The sequence below is a fragment of the Rhizobium sp. CB3171 genome (assembly GCF_029714265.1).
GTDB lineage: Bacteria > Pseudomonadota > Alphaproteobacteria > Rhizobiales > Rhizobiaceae > Rhizobium.
Map to the genome: position 1 here is coordinate 73,120 of NZ_CP121657.1, position 17,061 is coordinate 90,180.

At 58.7% G+C, this 17,061-nt stretch carries 16 protein-coding genes and 3 pseudogenes; 12 read left to right on the forward strand and 7 right to left on the reverse strand.

Going from position 1 to position 17,061, the window contains the following annotated elements; translation table 11 throughout:
• Positions 1-26: 26 nt before the first annotated feature.
• The 4 genes from QA648_RS36640 to QA648_RS36655 form a co-directional block, all read right to left on the reverse strand.
• Entirely contained in the window at positions 27-2,195 is a 2,169-nt protein-coding gene (locus tag QA648_RS36640; RefSeq protein WP_283055101.1) for a putative Ig domain-containing protein, read from the reverse strand.
• Positions 2,196-2,593: 398 nt separating this feature from the next.
• Positions 2,594-2,899, reverse strand: coding sequence for a hypothetical protein (locus QA648_RS36645; RefSeq protein ID WP_283055102.1), 306 nt, complete (start codon positions 2,897-2,899; stop codon positions 2,594-2,596).
• 136 nt (positions 2,900-3,035) lie between these two features.
• The gene (locus QA648_RS36650; RefSeq protein ID WP_283055103.1) at positions 3,036-3,740 is read right to left on the reverse strand and encodes an outer membrane protein; all 705 of its coding nucleotides are present in this window, start codon (positions 3,738-3,740) and stop codon (positions 3,036-3,038) included.
• A gap of 184 nt (positions 3,741-3,924) precedes the next feature.
• The gene (locus tag QA648_RS36655) at positions 3,925-5,064 is read right to left on the reverse strand and encodes a helix-turn-helix transcriptional regulator (RefSeq protein ID WP_283055104.1); all 1,140 of its coding nucleotides are present in this window, start codon (positions 5,062-5,064) and stop codon (positions 3,925-3,927) included.
• 301 nt (positions 5,065-5,365) lie between these two features.
• On the opposite strand from QA648_RS36655, the gene QA648_RS36660 reads away from it, so the two are divergent.
• Complete coding sequence (locus tag QA648_RS36660) at positions 5,366-6,040, forward strand: hypothetical protein (protein ID WP_283055105.1); 675 nt, start codon at positions 5,366-5,368, stop codon at positions 6,038-6,040.
• Between the two features lie 313 nt (positions 6,041-6,353).
• On the opposite strand, the gene QA648_RS36665 is transcribed toward QA648_RS36660, so the two are convergent.
• Both QA648_RS36665 and QA648_RS36670 read right to left on the reverse strand, forming a co-directional pair.
• Positions 6,354-7,097 carry a hypothetical protein gene (locus QA648_RS36665; RefSeq protein ID WP_283055106.1) on the reverse strand — a complete coding sequence of 248 codons (744 nt, stop codon included), beginning with the start codon at positions 7,095-7,097 and terminating at the stop codon, positions 6,354-6,356.
• Positions 7,088-7,942, reverse strand: coding sequence for a hypothetical protein (locus tag QA648_RS36670; RefSeq protein WP_283055107.1), 855 nt, complete (start codon positions 7,940-7,942; stop codon positions 7,088-7,090). Before QA648_RS36670 ends, QA648_RS36665 begins: the two co-directional genes overlap by 10 nt.
• A 912-nt stretch (positions 7,943-8,854) precedes the next feature.
• On the opposite strand from QA648_RS36670, the gene QA648_RS36675 reads away from it, so the two are divergent.
• The 5 genes and pseudogenes from QA648_RS36675 to QA648_RS36695 all read left to right on the forward strand — a co-directional run bounded on the left by QA648_RS36675 (position 8,855) and on the right by QA648_RS36695 (position 12,455).
• Positions 8,855-10,507: a transposase family protein gene (locus tag QA648_RS36675; RefSeq protein WP_283055108.1), complete on the forward strand. Its 1,653-nt coding sequence runs from the start codon at positions 8,855-8,857 to the stop codon at positions 10,505-10,507.
• 5 nt (positions 10,508-10,512) lie between these two features.
• Positions 10,513-11,390, forward strand: a pseudogene (locus tag QA648_RS36680) (TniB family NTP-binding protein).
• Positions 11,387-11,530, forward strand: a pseudogene (locus tag QA648_RS36685) (hypothetical protein); the annotation flags it as partial. The pseudogenes QA648_RS36680 and QA648_RS36685, both read left to right, overlap by 4 nt.
• A gap of 49 nt (positions 11,531-11,579) precedes the next feature.
• Positions 11,580-11,795 (forward strand): annotated as a pseudogene (locus tag QA648_RS37145) (TniQ family protein); the annotation flags it as partial.
• A 285-nt stretch (positions 11,796-12,080) separates the two neighbouring features.
• On the forward strand, positions 12,081-12,455 hold the full coding sequence (locus QA648_RS36695) for a hypothetical protein (protein WP_283055163.1): 375 nt from the start codon (positions 12,081-12,083) through the stop codon (positions 12,453-12,455).
• Positions 12,456-12,457: 2 nt separating this feature from the next.
• Here the strand turns inward: QA648_RS36695 and QA648_RS36700 are convergent, their stop codons facing one another.
• The gene (locus QA648_RS36700; protein ID WP_283055109.1) at positions 12,458-12,982 is read right to left on the reverse strand and encodes a DUF6428 family protein; all 525 of its coding nucleotides are present in this window, start codon (positions 12,980-12,982) and stop codon (positions 12,458-12,460) included.
• Positions 12,983-13,024: 42 nt separating this feature from the next.
• Here QA648_RS36700 and QA648_RS36705 point away from each other — a divergent pair, with 42 nt between their 5' ends.
• The 6 genes from QA648_RS36705 to arsK are packed head-to-tail and all read left to right on the forward strand — an operon-like array spanning position 13,025 to position 16,951.
• Positions 13,025-13,381, forward strand: a complete 357-nt coding sequence (locus QA648_RS36705; RefSeq protein ID WP_283055110.1) for a metalloregulator ArsR/SmtB family transcription factor — start codon at positions 13,025-13,027, stop codon at positions 13,379-13,381.
• The gene (locus QA648_RS36710) at positions 13,378-13,908 is read left to right on the forward strand and encodes an arsenate reductase ArsC (RefSeq protein WP_283055111.1); all 531 of its coding nucleotides are present in this window, start codon (positions 13,378-13,380) and stop codon (positions 13,906-13,908) included. Before QA648_RS36705 ends, QA648_RS36710 begins: the two co-directional genes overlap by 4 nt.
• Entirely contained in the window at positions 13,908-14,603 is a 696-nt protein-coding gene (locus QA648_RS36715) for an MIP/aquaporin family protein (protein WP_283055112.1), read from the forward strand. Before QA648_RS36710 ends, QA648_RS36715 begins: the two co-directional genes overlap by 1 nt.
• On the forward strand, positions 14,600-15,022 hold the full coding sequence (arsC, locus tag QA648_RS36720) for an arsenate reductase (glutaredoxin) (protein ID WP_283055113.1): 423 nt from the start codon (positions 14,600-14,602) through the stop codon (positions 15,020-15,022). The genes QA648_RS36715 and arsC overlap by 4 nt, the downstream gene beginning before the upstream one ends.
• The gene (gene arsH / locus QA648_RS36725; protein ID WP_283055114.1) at positions 15,015-15,722 is read left to right on the forward strand and encodes an arsenical resistance protein ArsH; all 708 of its coding nucleotides are present in this window, start codon (positions 15,015-15,017) and stop codon (positions 15,720-15,722) included. The genes arsC and arsH overlap by 8 nt, the downstream gene beginning before the upstream one ends.
• On the forward strand, positions 15,719-16,951 hold the full coding sequence (gene arsK, locus QA648_RS36730; RefSeq protein WP_283055115.1) for an arsenite efflux MFS transporter ArsK: 1,233 nt from the start codon (positions 15,719-15,721) through the stop codon (positions 16,949-16,951). Before arsH ends, arsK begins: the two co-directional genes overlap by 4 nt.
• The last annotated feature ends 110 nt before the right edge of the window (positions 16,952-17,061 follow it).

Here is a 17,061-nt window from a genome sequence, read left to right on the forward strand (position 1 = left end):
ATCCCGACCGATCTTTGAGGCATCGCTTAAAACTTCTTCGCTGCAGCGACCTTGGCGCCGACGGATTTCTTACCGTCGCCCTCGATATTGAAGAGCAGGCTTGTATCGAGCATCCAGAAGTTCATGGTCTGCAGCGACACTCCGGCGGTAACCGCACCAAAGGCGCCGGCGCCGTCAATACCAGAGAAGCCGCCGGTAAGGCCGAGCTTCGGTTTCAGTTTGGTGCCGTTTTCCAGCACGAAGGAGCGGGCGATCTCCGCTCCCAGGCTGACACGGAACTGATCCTCGTTGAAGCCGTCGATGGTTATGGCGTCACCGGAGCTATTCTTGACGGTATAGTCGTCGACCTTTTCCGAAAAGTAGATCGCCCGCAGCTTCGGTGAGATCGTCGTCTCCTCGTCGAGGTTCCACTGACCCTCGAGTGAGGTATCGGCCATCCAGCGCGTCGTCTCGAAATTTCCGTCCCAGAACTCGGTGTTGATCGTGTTGCTGGAGCCGCCGTAGCTCAGGCTGCCGTTCCAGAACACGCCTTTGCCGATCTCCAGCGAGGCATAGGGACCGACGAGCCAGCCGTTGCCCGTCAGCTCGGCATCCTCATCGGTCGGATCCGTCATGCGGTCATAATGGAGGGACAGGCCAATCAGTGCGCGCTCGGAGAGCAGATAGTCCGCCCCCATGTTGACCATGGCAAAGCTACCCCACTTGCCGCTGCTGTCGTTCTTCTTGTCATCATAGGCAAGGAAGGCACCGCTGACCCAGACGTTGAAGGTCACAGAAGCAGCCTCCGCATCGCCGTCGGCCGCCTGCATCTGCGACAGGCTGGTGGAAAAGCCGAACATCATGCCCTCTTGTGACGGCGTCATGCGTGCACTGATCGGATCGGTCGCCTTTAGCATCTGCCGACGCTGCAGCAGGCCCGGTACTTCGATCGTGTTTGCGATCATGTTCTGGCGGGACTGGACGAAGCCATGCACGAGCCCGTCGATGTCCTCGGCAACCTTGCCGGCGTCATAGCTGAGGTTATAGGTGACCGTGCCCGTGTTGGAGGCTCCGAGCGCGCTGAGGAGCTTGTAGCCGACGCGGGCCTGGCCGGAATAGGCCGGGTTCGGCGTATAGTGCAGATACCAGCCGACCGGGGTCGTGACGGGTCCTGCCTGCGCCAGCTCGCCTTGGATGATCATCGCGGTGCCGGCATTGGCCGGTTCCACAAACGCAAGGACCGCGGAGGTAAACGGCCCGCCGGTCGCGCCACCATTGAGATAAACGTCGGCGGGCGTCGATCCCGCGGGCACGTTGATGACCTTATCCAAGACACTGATGGATCGGGTCCGCACCTTCAGCGTATAGGAGGCCGTTCCGGTTGCGCCGTTGCCGTCGCGACCCTGGATGGCGAAGCTGTAGTCGCCTTGCGTGTCAGGCGCCAGCGGGCCGGTCAACTCTCCGGTCGAGATATTGAGCACCAGGCCGTTCGGTAGGCTGCCGGAGGCAAGACTGTAGATCTTCACTCCGGTGCCGCCGGTTGCCGAGATCTGCTGGCTGTAGGCTTCGCCAGCCATGGCATCGGTCAGTGCGGCGCCGGCCGGCGAGAAGACGAAGGTGGTCGGCGGCGGTGTAATCGCGATCGTATAGGCGGCAGACGTCGTGGCGCCGTTGGCGTCGGCGGCTGTGACGGAGAAACTGTAGTCGCCTGAGGTCGTCGGCGTGCCGGTGATCGCACCGGAAGAAAGGTTGAGCGTCAGCCCGGGCGGCTGCGTACCGGTGGTGCTGTAACTGTAGGGGCTGGTTCCACCCGAAGCAGTGACCGTCTGGCTGTAGGCGGTGCTGACAACGCCGGCGGGCAGTGCTCCGCTTGCCGGCGAGAATGACAGCGTCGGCGGCGTGATCGTCACGCTCACCGTTGCGGGCGCAGAGGTGCCGGAGCCATTGGTTGCGGTATAGGTGAAACTGTCCGAACCGCTGTAGCCTGATGCCGGCGTGTAGGTGACGGATGTTCCCGATGCGATCGCCGTCCCATGGCTGGCGCCGGTTGCAATCGCAACCGAGGCCGCTACGCCGCCCGTGATGTTCAGCGTGATCGCATTGTTCGACGAATTGGCTGGGACTGTGGCAAAAACGGCATTGGAGATAGGGATAGCTTCACGCACGATCAGCGTATAGGTCGCGGAGCCAGTCTCGCCGGTAAATATGTTGGTCACAGCAAATGTGAAACTATAGCTGCCCGCCGTTGTTGGGGTGCCGGACAACGAAGCGGTCAGGTAGGCAGTTGAGCCAGAACAAGCTGCTCCTCCGAAGGCAGCGGGTTCGCAACCAGAAATGTCGATGCCCGGCGGCAAACTGCCGGCGCTGAGGGAATAGCTGTATATCTGACCAGCTATCGCCGTGTAGGTGAAGGTTTCGCTGTACGAACTGCCTACAATACCGGAAGTTAGTGCGCCGCCGGTGGGAGAAAATGAAAATTCGAGCGTGTTAGCAAAAGCGGGCGACAGAGAGATCACAAGCGCTGCCAGAGCCGTAAAAGCACTTGTCAGCGTTTTGAGGATTTTCCTGGCGGCGCAAATTTGCAAGATGCGTCGCTGCGGCGAGCGGCAAGGTGTCAACTGCAATGCCCTTTGCCGGTGTCATCGAATTTGCAAATCGAGCCGTTTGCCAGCTTGACCGAGTGGGCATCGAGCATCTCGCCGCGGATCGTTGGCTTGCCTTTGAATTCTGGGGGGCACGATGTTCCTTGCACGACGATTTTTCCTGTCGCCTTCCAGGTCTTGCCCGCTTTCGTCGTGAATTTTTTGCATCCGTCGATCTTGGTGTCCTTGAGTTGGAGCACAGAGGTTGCTGCCTGCGCCATCGGCGTCGCAACGGTGATGAGAAGGGCGGCGATGATAGGTAGTGCGGTGGGTTTCATGGAATCCTCTTCTGTTGGAGCAATTACTTGGAGTTGAAAGTAAAATCGTCGCGAATGCGTCCCCGCATCTCAGTTAGAAGATGCGAGGATGCTCTACGGTCCGATAGACCGAGGCAGAGACAGTGGCCCTTCGCGGTTAGAATTTGTAGGAGAGCGCTACGCGGACGGTGCTCTGATCGAAGCTGACCCTGCGGTTGGCAAACGAGCCAGGCAATGACTGGAAATCATAGGTTTTCTTGCCGAAGCCATCGTAGATGTATTCCAAGCGTCCGATCCAATTGGGGGTGAACGCGTATTCCGCTCCGGCGCCGACGTTCCAGCCCACCAGATCCCTCGTGATCGAATTGGAGACGCCGACGAAGTTATTGGTTTGGGTCACCTTGTCGTCGGCAAAGGAAACGCCGCCGGCTGTGTACAGCAACAGATTGTCGATGGCATAGCCGACGCGGTCGCGAACGCGGCCGATGTAAGAGCCTTCGGATTCAGCGTGGCGGGTTCCACCGCGGGCGTTGAGATAGTCTTTGCCTTCCTTCCAGCCGTCATAGCCAAATTCACCTTCACCGCCGAAAACGACGGAGCCCACCTGATAGTTGAAGCCGACAAGACCACCGCCGGTGAAACCGTCAGGCGAGAGGGAAACGCTCGTCGATCCGCCGAGGCTTTTTAACTTGTTGGTTCCAAAGGAACCGCCAGCATAGCCCCCGACGTAGAAACCCGTCCAAGTGAACGGCGAAGTTGTCGCCGCCAGTGGCTCGGGAGATTGAGAGCTAAGGTCAGCGGCGAGACCCGCTACTGGAGAAAAGAGAAGCAAGGCGGCAACAAGAATGGCATTTTTCGTCATGGCGATCCTTCATTCAGCAAGAGATTTTCAACAGCGCCACGGGACGTGCACGATGTTTCGCATGACTATTTTTTGGGATGACGGGATGTACTCGCATCCCGCATTTGAGGGGTCTTGCTATTTGATTGCGCATCGCCATGGAGGTCCGTTGTAATTCCGCAACAGAACGGTGCAGGATCCGCACCTATAAAGCGCCAATAAGGGGGTGAAGGACGGCGACCAACTCGCTTTGACGGTGCACGCCAAGCTTTGCGAAGACGGCTTTCAACTGCGACCGGCTCGTCTGATAGGTAATCCCCAAAAAGATAGCCGTTGCGGACAAAGAAGCGCCTTTCGCCAATCCGATTGCCAACCGTGCTTCCGCTGCGGTCAGTCCAAACGTTGCGCGCAATACCTCTGAAGCACTTGCCTCTAATGCGAGCAATGGGCGAATGATCAACAAAAGGCATGGCTCCGGAGATGCGAGCAGATCGAAACCAGCCCGTGCACTTGGCGCCATCGGATGAGCAGCAATCGAGTAAAGGGCGCCTTCATGACGAGCTTGTATGGTCTCGTGACCAACAGGGAGCAACTGTCCGCGCATGACCTTCGCCACCTGCTCCGTAACGGTTGCAGCCGTTTGTGGGAATAGGAACTGTAGGCGGTCGCCAGGTGCTATGCGCAAGAGCGTAGCTTCGTCTGCGAGTGCCCGCGCCGCTCTGTTTGCCGCCAATACGCGACCTTTGGAAGAAAGCACAAAAGCCGGATCGAGAATCGCTTCAACAATGTTTGCGCGGCTGGCCGCCCTTCCATCAGCCACTCGGATGCGCAGCATTGACAGAGCTTGCTTCATCGCTGGCGCCAGCGTTCGCATCACTGGCTCAACGGCCAAGTTGATCCGCTCGTTATCCTGTGCGGCATAGTGCACGACAAATTCGGCACTTCGTTCGCGATCAGCACTAAGCTTAATAGCCGTTGCCGCGTCACTATCGGGCAGGTGTCGTAGAAAATCGGTGTAGAATTCGGTGTTGCGGAACGAGGAGGATGGAAGATAGTCCTCGGTTCTGCGCAGCGTCATCACCGGAAGCGCGAGATTGAACGGCGTCCAGCCGCTAATCGTACCATAGTGTTCAGCAAACTTCTTTATCGCGTCGTTTTCAAAACCAGAATGAACCAGAGGTAAATCGCGGTAAGCCTGTCGATCATTGGCGAGGAAAAGGGCTTTTGCGCCAGGGATTAGTTCGCAGAATCTGTCGGCAAAAACTTGCCAATGATCGGGATTGAACGCCGCCTCCTCGATAATAGTTGAGAGATCGTCGATGATACGTCTGCGATGATTGTTCAAGTTCAGCACTGTCTCCGTAAGGCGGTATCTGCGTCAAAGGGGACGTGCCTACTGTAAGTGCAGGAACACTCGAACAATGCCATGCCGATAGCAGAGCCGATGTTTCAGAAGGTTGTCTACCCAGGTTGGATCCCGAAATCTCCTAGCGCAGCGGCTATGGACATACCTCATTTAGGGGATGCGTCCTGCTACTCTGGTCTTGCATTGTTGGAGACTGATCGGTCGTCGTCATTTTGAAACGATGGATGATGCCGCACGATGTTGTGGGGAATGCCCCGGAAATAAATGCTAGGAGGGGTTCGTGGGGTCAAAATTATATTTGGTAATGATTGCGTACAGCGTTGCCATGGTGGCGAACGCTGCCGACTGTGATTTCGGTAGACCGATCGGTAAATGCACACCAACGATCACGCTCGAGCGGGCATATGGCTCGGCACCAAGTTATGGCGCGGAGTTGTTAGTTAGAAGCTCTGCCCGTAATTGTTCCAAGGTCGAATATTTCGTCAATTCGACCCCCTACGAAACTGTGCTGAAAAATAAGAATGCGGACACCGAAAGCCTTTTTGGAACCAAGCCTGTCTCAAGCCGGGACATTCGGATCAGCGGATGCACGGCCTATGCGAATAAGAGCGATTCATCCTCACACGGTGCAGCGCCGGCGACCGGCATGGTGGCAAGCGGATTTTCCGGTCATTGGGCGGGGCAGGTGCGCTGGCTATTTGTTGCCGACCCCGCAGACATCGTCATAAGCACCCGAGGTTCTACTGTAACCGGTACATGGCATGATGGAAAAAGCGGCTTCAACACGCCGTTCTCTGGGTCCGTTAACGGCAATACTCTGACGTTCAACTATGTTGCGCAAGGTGACGGGTCGCACGGGACCGCGACCATGACGATGACGGGACAAAACACCGCGACCATAAGGTTTGCGGCCGCTCCCGCTACATTCTCGGGAGCGCTCACACGCTCTCCGTGATCGCCTCTGGTTCATTTCCGCCAGGAATTGAACCGAGGTTAGAATGTCGTGAAACTCGACAGGCAGGGCTCGTGCCGAGCCTTTAAGTGGCGATGGCTAATCGGTATCGTAGCGGCCTCGGAGCTCGGCGATTACTGTCGGATTACCCGCGCCACCGTCTCGGCCAGATTCAACAATCGCAATTGCATTCTTCAGCTTGGCAACATCGGTTCCGACGAAAGCGGAGTATCCGGACCCGATCGGAATTGATGTCAGTGCCTGCGGCGCGTTCTGACAAGATCAGGTTCCTTGTGGAGCGACGCCGGCTGCGCTCTCAAAATTTCATCGACTTATGGGTTTGCAACGATTTCTTTCCCGCCCTGTCCGAAAAGAAGGTGTTCATATTGCTTAGAAGAAGCTTCATTTCGCTGATCGAGCCTGCGGGGAAGGAATTTGCCTGACAATAGGCAATTGCGTTCTTTAGCAGCGTAATTTGACGCGCCTTCAGATCAGCGTAGTTTTCGAATATGTTGGCCTTCTTGCTTGCCTTATACTTTTCAAGAAGATCGTTGTTGACTCGCATGAACGGCTCTATCACCGTATCAAAGAACTTTAGCCGCTGCGCTGCATATGCATATTTATCGGGGTCCGACAGTTTTGGATTCTTCTCGGCGAATGAAGCTTGATTGCGAAAATACCAATTGTGAAGCTGATCGATTTCGATATCAGACCTCACCTTCTTCATAGCTTGGCATAGATAAAAGACGTCGACGTGCTGACCGAATTCCGGTTGGTAATGCATAAGGACTTCGAAGCTGTAACGTATTTGGATCGCACCACAAAGTGGTAGATAGTCCGGCATGATACGATCTTCGATGTCAAATAACTTCACTGTATTTCCGGTATCGTTCTCACGTAGAAATTCGCCCGGCATTGTGGCGTGACCGTGCGATGGCAGTACGACAACGGCTGAAATCGTCCAGATTGCGAGGAACGCCATATGCGCCAACCCAAGCAAACAAGATAAGCGCTTTTTAACTTGGCGGCTGCCAGGCGCGCCCTGCAAGGTCATTGACATGAGTACCTTCTCGCGTTGATGTATTTCGGGATGCCGGGCGCCTCGCAGGCCATGGTGATCAATTCAAAGGGATCGTCGCTTTCGGGAACGCCGGCGCCCATGATGGCCGCCGTTTTGCCAGGCGCGATAACGTCGCCGCCCCATTGGTTGTTTCCACAGGCAAAGGCACCTGTGTTCCTCGCACTTCTGGTACAGAATCCAACTGACACCGCAAATGAACACGTGTTTTGCAGGATGTTGCCCAGCATCTCAGGACCCGCCTTGACGACTGTCACGCAAGCTTCCGCTGCTCGGTAGTGAGGCTTCTCCTTAGCATCTTCCGCCCGCGGAGACTGCGCGGATCGAGCCGACATTTTTCCAAACGGATTGAGGCTTGGATCGGCAAGCGCGGCAATTTGCGCCGCCTTCTTGATGGCAAGGCCTCTCTTCAACACGGACGGATCTTCGAAAGGTGCGCCATCTGCTGAACTTGGGTTGTTTTTCTGCCCGTCTGATGGAGGTTCTGCGGTTCCCGATCCGCGATCTTGCGGAACGGCAATACCACGTGCCGCAAGATTTTGTCGGCACTGGAAGGATTCAATCAACTTCAAACCGAATTCGCGAAAATTTCGATCGGCCCAATCGGGGTTATGAATATCCGTTCCTGCTCCAGCAATACCCCTTCTGACCTGTTGGATGATTGCTGAATAGTCGGATGCGGTCCAATCTTTTTCCGGTTTGCCTTTGAGATATTTCACGCCGTCATCAGGCGCACCGAACCCCAGCAGGCCAACGCCACCGGCGTTTCCGGTTGCGATCTTGTCCACGACATGGTTGACCGAACCGTCACCGATGTCGCCTTCCATACGATGATACGTGAAGTGATCGAAGCACCCAGCGGCGTGACAGGAACAAGCTGAGATGACCGCAAATATGAGTGCAAGAAAAGTGGTTCTTCTACCTATTGGCTTCACAGCCTACCCTCAGAAACCTTGCTAGCGAGAGGCGCTGTTAACGTAGACTTGTCCCCTGTAGGTCGCCACGTGGTCGCCATGATGACAGTCGTAAAAGGTCGTACCGTCGCTGTTGAAAGAGACACGTGGCGTGTCGTGGTAACAATCGAGACACATTCCGATGAACTCACTCGGCCCTCGCTGAATGATGTGATCTTCGCAAGATCCTGCCAATGCTAGGGATGGCAGCGCTGCTGTTGCGGCGAGGAAAACGTAGTACGTGGTTTGTCTGAAATAGCTCTTTACCGACGACATTTTGTTGTCCTCCTTGAGGTTGCCACTAACCGAAAATTTGATCAAATCCCGGGCTAGCGAAGAGACTATATGGAAGACACCCCTGACAGACATACCGCAATTGGGGGATGCACGCTCCCGCTGCAGAAATTCCCGCTCGCCAGAATGCATGCAGTAAACCCTATTAAGGGGGACCGCTTTCTCCTTAAAAATGACCGATGAGGGGGTCAGATCAATCGTCGTCCGATCGGATCGCGGCACACCGGTCAGGTTGAATTCAGCCGCCGTCGATGTAAACTCGCCGAAGGCAGCCTATGCTTCCTCACACCCATGACGGTCATGAGAGCGTACGATTTCGCACTTCTCTTGTTCCGCCCCCCAATTGCCTGACAAACCGGCACCGCCAACAAATCTGCCCCACGTTGTGGCTTTTACTTTACGATTTCAATCTGGAAAATGTCATACTGCAGTTAAGGTTTAGCCGATAAAAAGGAAACGATTTTCCGCTAACGATTTCAATGAAGTCCACCTTTGCCAAAGCGATTGCACGATCGAACGTCAGCTGGTGCTCGCGCGATTTCGGGCGAGCAATGGACGACGGCGCGCCGTATAGCCCGCGAGCTGGACAAGATTCTCGATGAGGACGGTCCGAGGCAACCTGCTATCGCGCGCGCGGCGGCGGAACTGTGCCTATCCTCACGGCAAGTATACAATCTTCTTGCACGCTATCGCGCCGATCGGAGGGTGACCGCCTTGCTCCCCCGCGTTGCCGCGACCCGGCGCAAGCGGCTTTCACTTGAGATCGAAGGCATCATCAACGAAACGCTGCGCGAGCAATGGTTGACACTGGAGGCCCCGCCGCTTGCCCCAGTCGTCGCCGAGATCCGCGCCCGCTGCGAGGAGGCTGGCCTTGCCTCGCCTTCTCAGGTCGCCATCGCAAGACGCATTCCGGTGTTGTTTACGCCGGAAGAGATTGCCAGGAAGCGGTCGGCCAATCCGAAGCACCTGCTGCGGTTAAAGCCGCGGCCGGGCTATATCCACGCCGAGCATCCGCTCGACGTCTGTCAAATCGACCATACCCCAACCGATATCAATTTCGTGGAGGTGATCGACGGAGGCGGGGTCTTCGTGGGCCGTGCCTACCTCACGATTGTTACCGATGTTGCGACACGCGCCATTGTCGGATTCTGCTTGACGCTGGAAAAGCCTTCCGTCCTGTCCGTCGCGCTGTGCCTGGCGCAGGCGATCTGCCCCAAAGGCCCATGGCTTGCCGTGCGAAATCTCGATCACGTCTGGCCGATGTGCGGCCGGCCGCGGCTGCTCGTCACGGATTCTGCGAAAGAATTCAAGGGACATGCGTTCCAACGAGGCTGCGATGACTATGGCATCCGGATCCGCTATCGCGATCGCGGCCGCGTTCATCAGGGCGGCGTGGTCGAGCGATTGCTGGGTAAGCTCAACGGGATTCTCGCCGCTTATCCAGGTTCGTCGGGCCGCTCGGTGGTCGACCGTGACGAATATCCGGCCGAGCGCCGTGCACGCCTAAGCTTTGCGGATCTGGAGCGTTGCGTCGCGCTGGCGGTGATCGATCACAATCTTCAGCAAAATTCGAAAACGTTGAAGGTGCCGATCACGGTATGGCAGCGGAGCAGCGCGAACCTGCCTCATTCCGACGACGATCCACAACGGGTATTGCTGTCGTTCCTGCCTGGGGCGGAAAGGCGACTGTCGCCGCAAGGAATCAGTCTATTCGCCCTTCATTATTATTCGCCATGGCTGGGCGTCCTGGTTCCACGGCGCGACCGGCTCGCAAAGCTGGACGTGCGATACGACCCGCGGGACATCAGCCATGTTTATATCCGGGATCTGGAGACCGCAGAATTTCGGCCGGTCGAACGGCGCGACGGTTATCTCGCGCCTGTGACGCTTTGGGAGCATGAGATCGAGCGCGCGAACCGACGCGTGGCAAACCATCGCTCCAATGTCGAAAAGGTCGCGTTTCGTCGCGAGATCGCAACCATTGTCGAAGCAGCAAAACCCTCCAAAAGCCAGTTGCGGGATGCGACGCGTAGCGCGCACGCCGCCGCGGCGGCAAAGCCGTATGCGGCCGTGCGGTCGCAAGCGTCTGTTCCTAGCGAACATCCCAAGCGCCAAAAGCGCAGGCTGCCAGTCGAAGATTGGTAGCCAGTATGTCGGATCATCTGCTGGACCATGTCCGGCCCTATCTGGATCGTGATCCAGAGGAACGGATCGCCTATATCCGCGCCCCGCGATGGATCGGGCATCACGTCGCCAAGGACGCCCATCGACGGCTAACGGAATTGCTATCACGGCCTCAGTCGTTGCGGACGCAGGGCCTGATGCTGCTCGGCCCATACGCCAACGGCAAGACGATGATTGCGGAGCGCCTTGCGGTCGAACACTTAAGAACCGCGCCTAAGCAAAGAGTGTGGATCGTTCAAACGCGCGAGGGTGCCGGGCTTGGCTACTTCTACGCGAGTATTCTGCAGGCGCTGCGGGCGCCGGGCGCCGAGATGCGGGATATCGGCCGCAAGGCCGAACAACTCGATCACTTGCTGGCAAGCCTCAAGCCGAGGGTGCTGATTTTCGACGAGTTTCACAATGCATTGCGAGGACGTGATCGCGACATAGAGGCGGTCTTCGCTTTCCTGCGCCGCATCGGCCGCCAATATGATGTCTCTCCGGTGCTGATCGGCGAAGTGGCCGTCTATGACCTCGTCAACGCCACCAGTGAAATGGCGAGCCGCTTCGACCTCGTCGCGGTTCCGCGCTGGCAATATGACGAGGACTATTCATGCTCCTCGACAGCCTGGAAGCAGCGCTTCCCCTAACGCGAAGCTCGGATTTATCGGATGAACGATTGGCCCGTCGCATATTCGCCCTGTCGGAGGGACTGATCGGCGAGATCGTCACCATCGTCACCAAGGTGGCGATCCACGCGATAAGATCGGGGACCGAGCGCATCACTAAGGCCGGAATCGACGAACTCCGCCACGTCCCGCTTTCGCAGCGGCGCACTCCAATCTTGCGCGAGACGCTTCTATGACGGAGGCCAAGGCATCTGGCTTGATCGTACGCATCCAGGAGCGATACCGTGACGTCGTCTCGGACCGGTGGCCGATCATTCCCACATGGCAGCCTGACGAATTGCTGTCGAGCTGGTTGCATCGGCTCGCATTCGCAAATGGCATCGCGCCCAGAACCTTCGCTCGCGTGCTAGGCCCTCCGTTCGGGGATGTGGTCGGCGTCGCTCGACCTGAAGCTCCCGACCGATGTGGCGAACCTGCTATGCGCGCGCACCGGTGTTACGCAACGCCAGCTCACGGCGATGTCATGGACGTCGTCACCGTTGCGAGCGCTCCTGCTGCCGCTTGGCAGCCAAGGACGTCGCGACGGTTCAACTTGGCTGCAGTTTTGCCCACGCTGCCTTGCCGGCGACACAGAACCATATTTTCGGCGGGAGTGGCGGCTGGCAACCCGAATTGCATGTGCAAAACATAAATGCGGGTTACGCGACCGATGTCCATCCTGCCGCAGCCGGATTGCGGCTTTCAGCCAGGTTGAACTCGTCCCGCAACATCGCTGTGCCCGTTGCGGCTACGATCTGCGTCGGGCGTCGACAACCATTGTCAGCCCGGCGGCACGACGGCTCAACCGTTGCCTCAACGACATCTGCAAGCTCGAGGCGATAGCCGGATCCGCCGGCAGTAATATTCTCGTTCGGCGTCTGCTGAGCATGCCCAGCATCGTCGGGCTCTATTCAATGGCGCCCCTTAACCGCCTGTCGACATCAGCGCGCATCCGATGTTTCGAGCGGCTTACCCTGCGACCGAATGATTGGCTGCCTGCTGTCGACGACGCTGCGACCGCACATTGGCGACGCTCTATCCTGCTGGTAGGTGGTCACGGCCGTTTGATCGGGCTGCTCGCCCATGCTCTCGAACGCCGACGGCACAGGCATCGCGCCACCGTGCGCTGCCCGACGAGAGTCCAGCCGCGGGTCGCTACGCTTTCCGCGTTGCTGGCCGCCTATGTGCGGATCATGCAAGAGCCATCCCGGGCGCCCGGTCGAAACGACGGTACAACCGGCCTGCCGCCGGGCGATCCGTGAGTCTATGGGCAGCAGGCAGTCTTTCCGGCCGACGGACCACAGCATGATTGTGATTGGGCCTGCTGCTCGGCCAGCCAGCGATCACGCGGCTTGCAGCTTGCCGGCCGCGGCGACAGTTCAACGTGGACGGCGCCGGCGCGCAGCGTTGGCATGGCAGCGCAGTAGAGCTGCATGGGCTGAACACCGTCGCTGACTTCAAAGGTCAGTTTGGCAGTATCATCGAGCTTCACGTGCTCGGTGACCTTGCGGATGATCGCGTAGAATTTGCCGGCCTGCATGTGTGTGCGATCCCCCTCCTCGATATCCCAGAGCTGAATAAAGATCTCGGACCAGGCTTCCGGATTGGCGCCGCAGTCGAGGGCGGAGAACTGGCCGGCCTTGACCTCGGTGACGTGATAGCCGGGCTTCACTGGCTGACCATTGAAATAAAAAACCAGCGGCGAATCCTTGGCGCCCGCAAGCACGCCCATGAGGTCGCCGAGGCTGATGTCGTCCCTCTGCATTTTGCTGTTGTCGATGGCGTTCATTTACGCTAATCCTCGTTTCAATGATTCAAGGATTGTTGAAATATGGATCGACGTCAAGCCCTCATCTCATTCGGCGCCTTGTCGCAGGAGACCCGTCTTCAGATCGTCCGCATGCTGGTGGTTGCCGGCCCCGACGGGTTGGCAGCAGGCGCGATCGCCGAAAAGGCCGAGGTCTCGCCGTCGAACGTCTCCTTCCATCTGAAGGAGTTGGAGCGTTCGGGGCTGATCGACCAGAAGCGTGAATCCCGCTCGATCATCTACACCGCGAATTACGAAGCGCTCGGCGGCCTGGTCCGCTTCCTGATGGAAGACTGCTGTGCCGGCCGCCCGGAAATCTGCGCACCGGCTGCGGAAGTCGCGGCCTGCTGTACCCCTAAAATGGAGGAGAAACTGCAATGACCACGGACCGCATCTACAACGTACTCTTTCTCTGCACGGGCAACTCCGCCCGCTCGATCCTGGCGGAATCGATCCTCAATGCCGAGGGGAAAGGCCGCTTCAAGGCGTTCTCGGCCGGCAGCCAGCCAAAGGGCGAGGTCAATCCGCATGCCCTGAAGGAGCTTGAGGCGCTCGGATATCCGTCGAGCGGTTTCCGCTCGAAGAGCTGGGATGAGTTCGCCGAGCCTGGCGCACCGGAAATGGACTTCATCTTCACGGTCTGCGATAGCGCCGCCGGTGAAGCTTGCCCGGTGTGGATCGGCCATCCGATGAGCGCCCATTGGGGTGTCGAAGATCCGGCCGCCGTCGAAGGCAGCGACATCGAGAAGACCCGCGCCTTTGCCCAGGCCGCCCGCTACCTGAAAAATCGGATCACGGCCTTTGTCAGCCTGCCGCTTGCGTCGATTGACCGACTTGCGCTGGAAACGCACCTGCGACAGATCGGCGCCATGGAAGGCGCAACCGTAAAACCGTCGAAGGCAAGCTGATGGCCGGGTTCGATCTGCCGCGCCGGCTTGTCGCCGAGGGCCTTGGCACCGCCATGCTGGTTGCGACGGTGGTGGGATCGGGCATCATGGCGACCTCGTTGACGCAGGACGTTGGTCTGGCACTGCTTGGCAATACGCTGGCAACCGGCGCGATCCTGGTGGTGCTGATCACCGTGCTCGGGCCAATCTCGGGCGCCCACTTCAACCCTGCGGTCTCGCTGATCTTCGCAATCTCGCGCGATTTGCCAAGGCGCGAGCTCACCGGTTATGTACTCGCGCAGATCATTGGCGGCGTGCTCGGTACGATCGCCGCCCATCTGATGTTCGCGCTGCCGCTCATCGACCTGTCGAGCAAGGTTCGTACCGGCGGGGCGCAGTGGTTCTCGGAAGGTGTGGCGACCTTCGGCCTGGTGGCGGTGATCCTCGCTGGCATCAAGTTCGAGCAGAAAGCCGTGCCGTGGCTGGTCGGGCTCTATATCACGGCCGCTTACTGGTTCACCGCCTCGACCTCCTTTGCCAATCCCGCTGTTGCCTTGGCTCGGTCGCTGACCAATAGCTTCTCCGGCATTCGCCCGGTCGATCTTCCGGGCTTCTGGATCGCCGAGGTCGCCGGCGCCGTTGCAGCCCTTCTGCTGTTTACCTGGCTCCTGCAGCCAAATGCTTCGTCAACCCTATCGTCAGAGGCTAAACTATGAATGCCACGATCTATCACAACCCCGACTGCGGCACCTCGCGCAACACCTTGGCAATCATCCGCAACGCCGGGATCGAGCCGACCGTTATCGAATATCTGAAGAACCCGCCGAGCCGCGAACAACTGGTGACAATGATTACTGAGGCCGGCCTGACCGTCCGGGAAGCGATCCGCGAGAAGGGCACGCCCTATACCGAACTCGGACTCGACAATCCGGCGCTAACGGACGATCAGTTGCTCGATGCCATGCTAAAGGACCCGATCCTGATCAACCGTCCGTTCGTCGTGACGCCACTCGGCACGAGGCTGGCGCGGCCATCGGAAGCGGTTCTCGACATTCTGCCTGACACCCACAAGGGCGCCTTCACCAAGGAAGACGGCGAACAGGTGCTTGACGCCGAGGGCAAGCGCATTGTCTGACCTGCTCGCATCGTCGCCGGCGTATCTGCGGCAGGTGGATCTGGCGGCGCTTCGCCCGACCTTTTCGACGCACAAGCCCCGGATCCTCATCCTTTACGGGTCGCTGCGCACGGTATCGTATAGCCGCTTCCTGGCGCACGAAGCGGCACGGCTCCTCGAACACTTCGGCTGCGAGGTGAAGATCTTCAATCCGGAAGGCCTGCCGCTCCCGGATGCCGCCCCGGTCACGCATCAGAAGGTGCAGGAACTGCGCGACCTGTCGGCATGGTCGGAAGGCCAGGTCTGGGTGAGCCCGGAGCGTCACGGCGCCATGACCGGCATCATGAAGGCGCAGATCGACTGGATCCCGCTGTCGGTCGGATCGGTGCGGCCGACGCAGGGCAAGACGCTCGCCGTCATGCAGGTTTCCGGCGGTTCGCAGTCCTTCAATGCGCTGGGCCAGATGCGCATCCTCGGCCGTTGGATGCGGATGATCACCATCCCGAACCAGTCGTCGGTGGCAAAGGCGTTCTTGGAGTTCGACACCGACGGCCGGATGAAGCCGTCCTCCTATTACGACCGTGTCGTTGATGTCTGCGAGGAGCTGGTGAAATTTACCTGGCTGACGCGAGACGCCTCCGCTTACCTCACCGACCGCTACAGCGAGCGCAAGGAAGAGGCCGAAAAACTCGAACAGCGCGTGAGCCTCAAATCCATATGACGACGATCCGCACCGACCGGCCGCCTGTCGCAGCGATCCTCGCCCTCGGTCTCACGCAGATCATCGGCTACGGAACGCTCTATTACAGCTTCAGCATCCTCGCGCCTGGCATGGCGCGGGATCTGAACTGGTCGTCGGAATGGATTTTTGGGTCGCTGTCCGCCGCTCTGCTGATTGGTGGTCTCGCTGCACCGACGATGGGAAAATGGATCGATCGCTTTGGCGCCGGTCGCGTCATGACCGGTGGATCGGCAATTGCCGCCGCGGCCCTTGTCGCCTGCGCCTTTGCGCCCGGAAAGATTGCCTTCGTTGCGGCGCTGATCGCCATCGAGACGGCCTCCAATCTGGTGCAGTATGGCGCCGCCTTCGCACTGCTCGTGCAGATCAACCCCAAGGTCGCGCAACGCAGTATCACGTACCTGACGCTGATCGCCGGCTTCGCCTCGACGATCTTCTGGCCGATCACCACGGCGCTCAACGCACACATGGCCTGGCAGAATGTCTATCTGGTCTTTGCCGTACTCAATGTCGCCGTCTGCCTGCCGATCCATGCGTGGCTGTCGTCCAGCGTCAGTAGGAGCCGCAAGGACTCATCGGGCGAACCTGCAAAGCATGTGGCGCCAAGTCTTGCGCCGTCGATCCGCGCGCCGGCGTTCATGCTGATGGTGACAGGTTTTGCCCTGGAAAGCTTCGTCAATGCTGCGCTCCTCGTTCACATGGTTCCGGTGCTGTCGGGATTGGGGCTAGGAGCGATGGCAGTCATGGTCGGGACGCTGTTTGGTCCGTCGCAGGTGCTAAGCCGGTTCATCAACATGATCTTCGGAGGCGGACTGTCGCAGTTGGTGCTGGCGCTGATCTCCGCCGTCCTGTTGCCGGCGGCGCTGGTCATCCTGATCGTCACCGCCCCGTCCGTACCAGGCGCGCTGCTGTTCGCGGTGGTCTTCGGCCTTGGATCGGGGTTGAGCAGTATCGTCCAGGGAACCTTGCCGCTGGCGCTGTTCGGCAGTGAGGGTTACGGACGGCGACAGGGACAGGTGCTGGCGATCCGTCTGGTGGTCTCATCGACAGCACCCTTCGTGCTTGCCTTCCTGATGGAGAATATTGGCGTCTCATGGTCGCTCGCGATCGCGGCCGCCGTCGGTAATATCGCAGTACTGGCCTTTATCGCCATCGCCCGGCTGAATCTGGCTCGCCGCCCGCATCATGCGCTCGGCCGCGCCGGCAGCTAGAGGGACAGAACAAGAACTGTTGCCCCCAGACAGGCTAAGACCGAACCAGTCGTGACAATGGATCGCTAGCATCTGCCTTAAGCGGATTGCGTACAGTTGAATTGGAAAAC

Bases quoted from the DNA above. Each gene is read 5' to 3' on its own strand.
- QA648_RS36715 (WP_283055112.1), top strand. From the start codon at position 13,908: ATGGCCGGGTTCGATCTGCCGCGCCGGCTTGTCGCCGAGGGCCTTGGC.
- QA648_RS36700 (WP_283055109.1), bottom strand. From the start codon at position 12,982: ATGAACGCCATCGACAACAGCAAAATGCAGAGGGACGACATCAGCCTC.
- QA648_RS36710 (WP_283055111.1), top strand. From the start codon at position 13,378: ATGACCACGGACCGCATCTACAACGTACTCTTTCTCTGCACGGGCAAC.
- QA648_RS36665 (WP_283055106.1), bottom strand. From the start codon at position 7,097: ATGTCAATGACCTTGCAGGGCGCGCCTGGCAGCCGCCAAGTTAAAAAG.
- arsC (WP_283055113.1), top strand. From the start codon at position 14,600: ATGAATGCCACGATCTATCACAACCCCGACTGCGGCACCTCGCGCAAC.
- QA648_RS36695 (WP_283055163.1), top strand. From the start codon at position 12,081: ATGCCCAGCATCGTCGGGCTCTATTCAATGGCGCCCCTTAACCGCCTG.
- QA648_RS36645 (WP_283055102.1), bottom strand. From the start codon at position 2,899: ATGAAACCCACCGCACTACCTATCATCGCCGCCCTTCTCATCACCGTT.
- arsK (WP_283055115.1), top strand. From the start codon at position 15,719: ATGACGACGATCCGCACCGACCGGCCGCCTGTCGCAGCGATCCTCGCC.
- QA648_RS36705 (WP_283055110.1), top strand. From the start codon at position 13,025: ATGGATCGACGTCAAGCCCTCATCTCATTCGGCGCCTTGTCGCAGGAG.
- QA648_RS36650 (WP_283055103.1), bottom strand. From the start codon at position 3,740: ATGACGAAAAATGCCATTCTTGTTGCCGCCTTGCTTCTCTTTTCTCCA.
- QA648_RS36670 (WP_283055107.1), bottom strand. From the start codon at position 7,942: ATGGAAGGCGACATCGGTGACGGTTCGGTCAACCATGTCGTGGACAAG.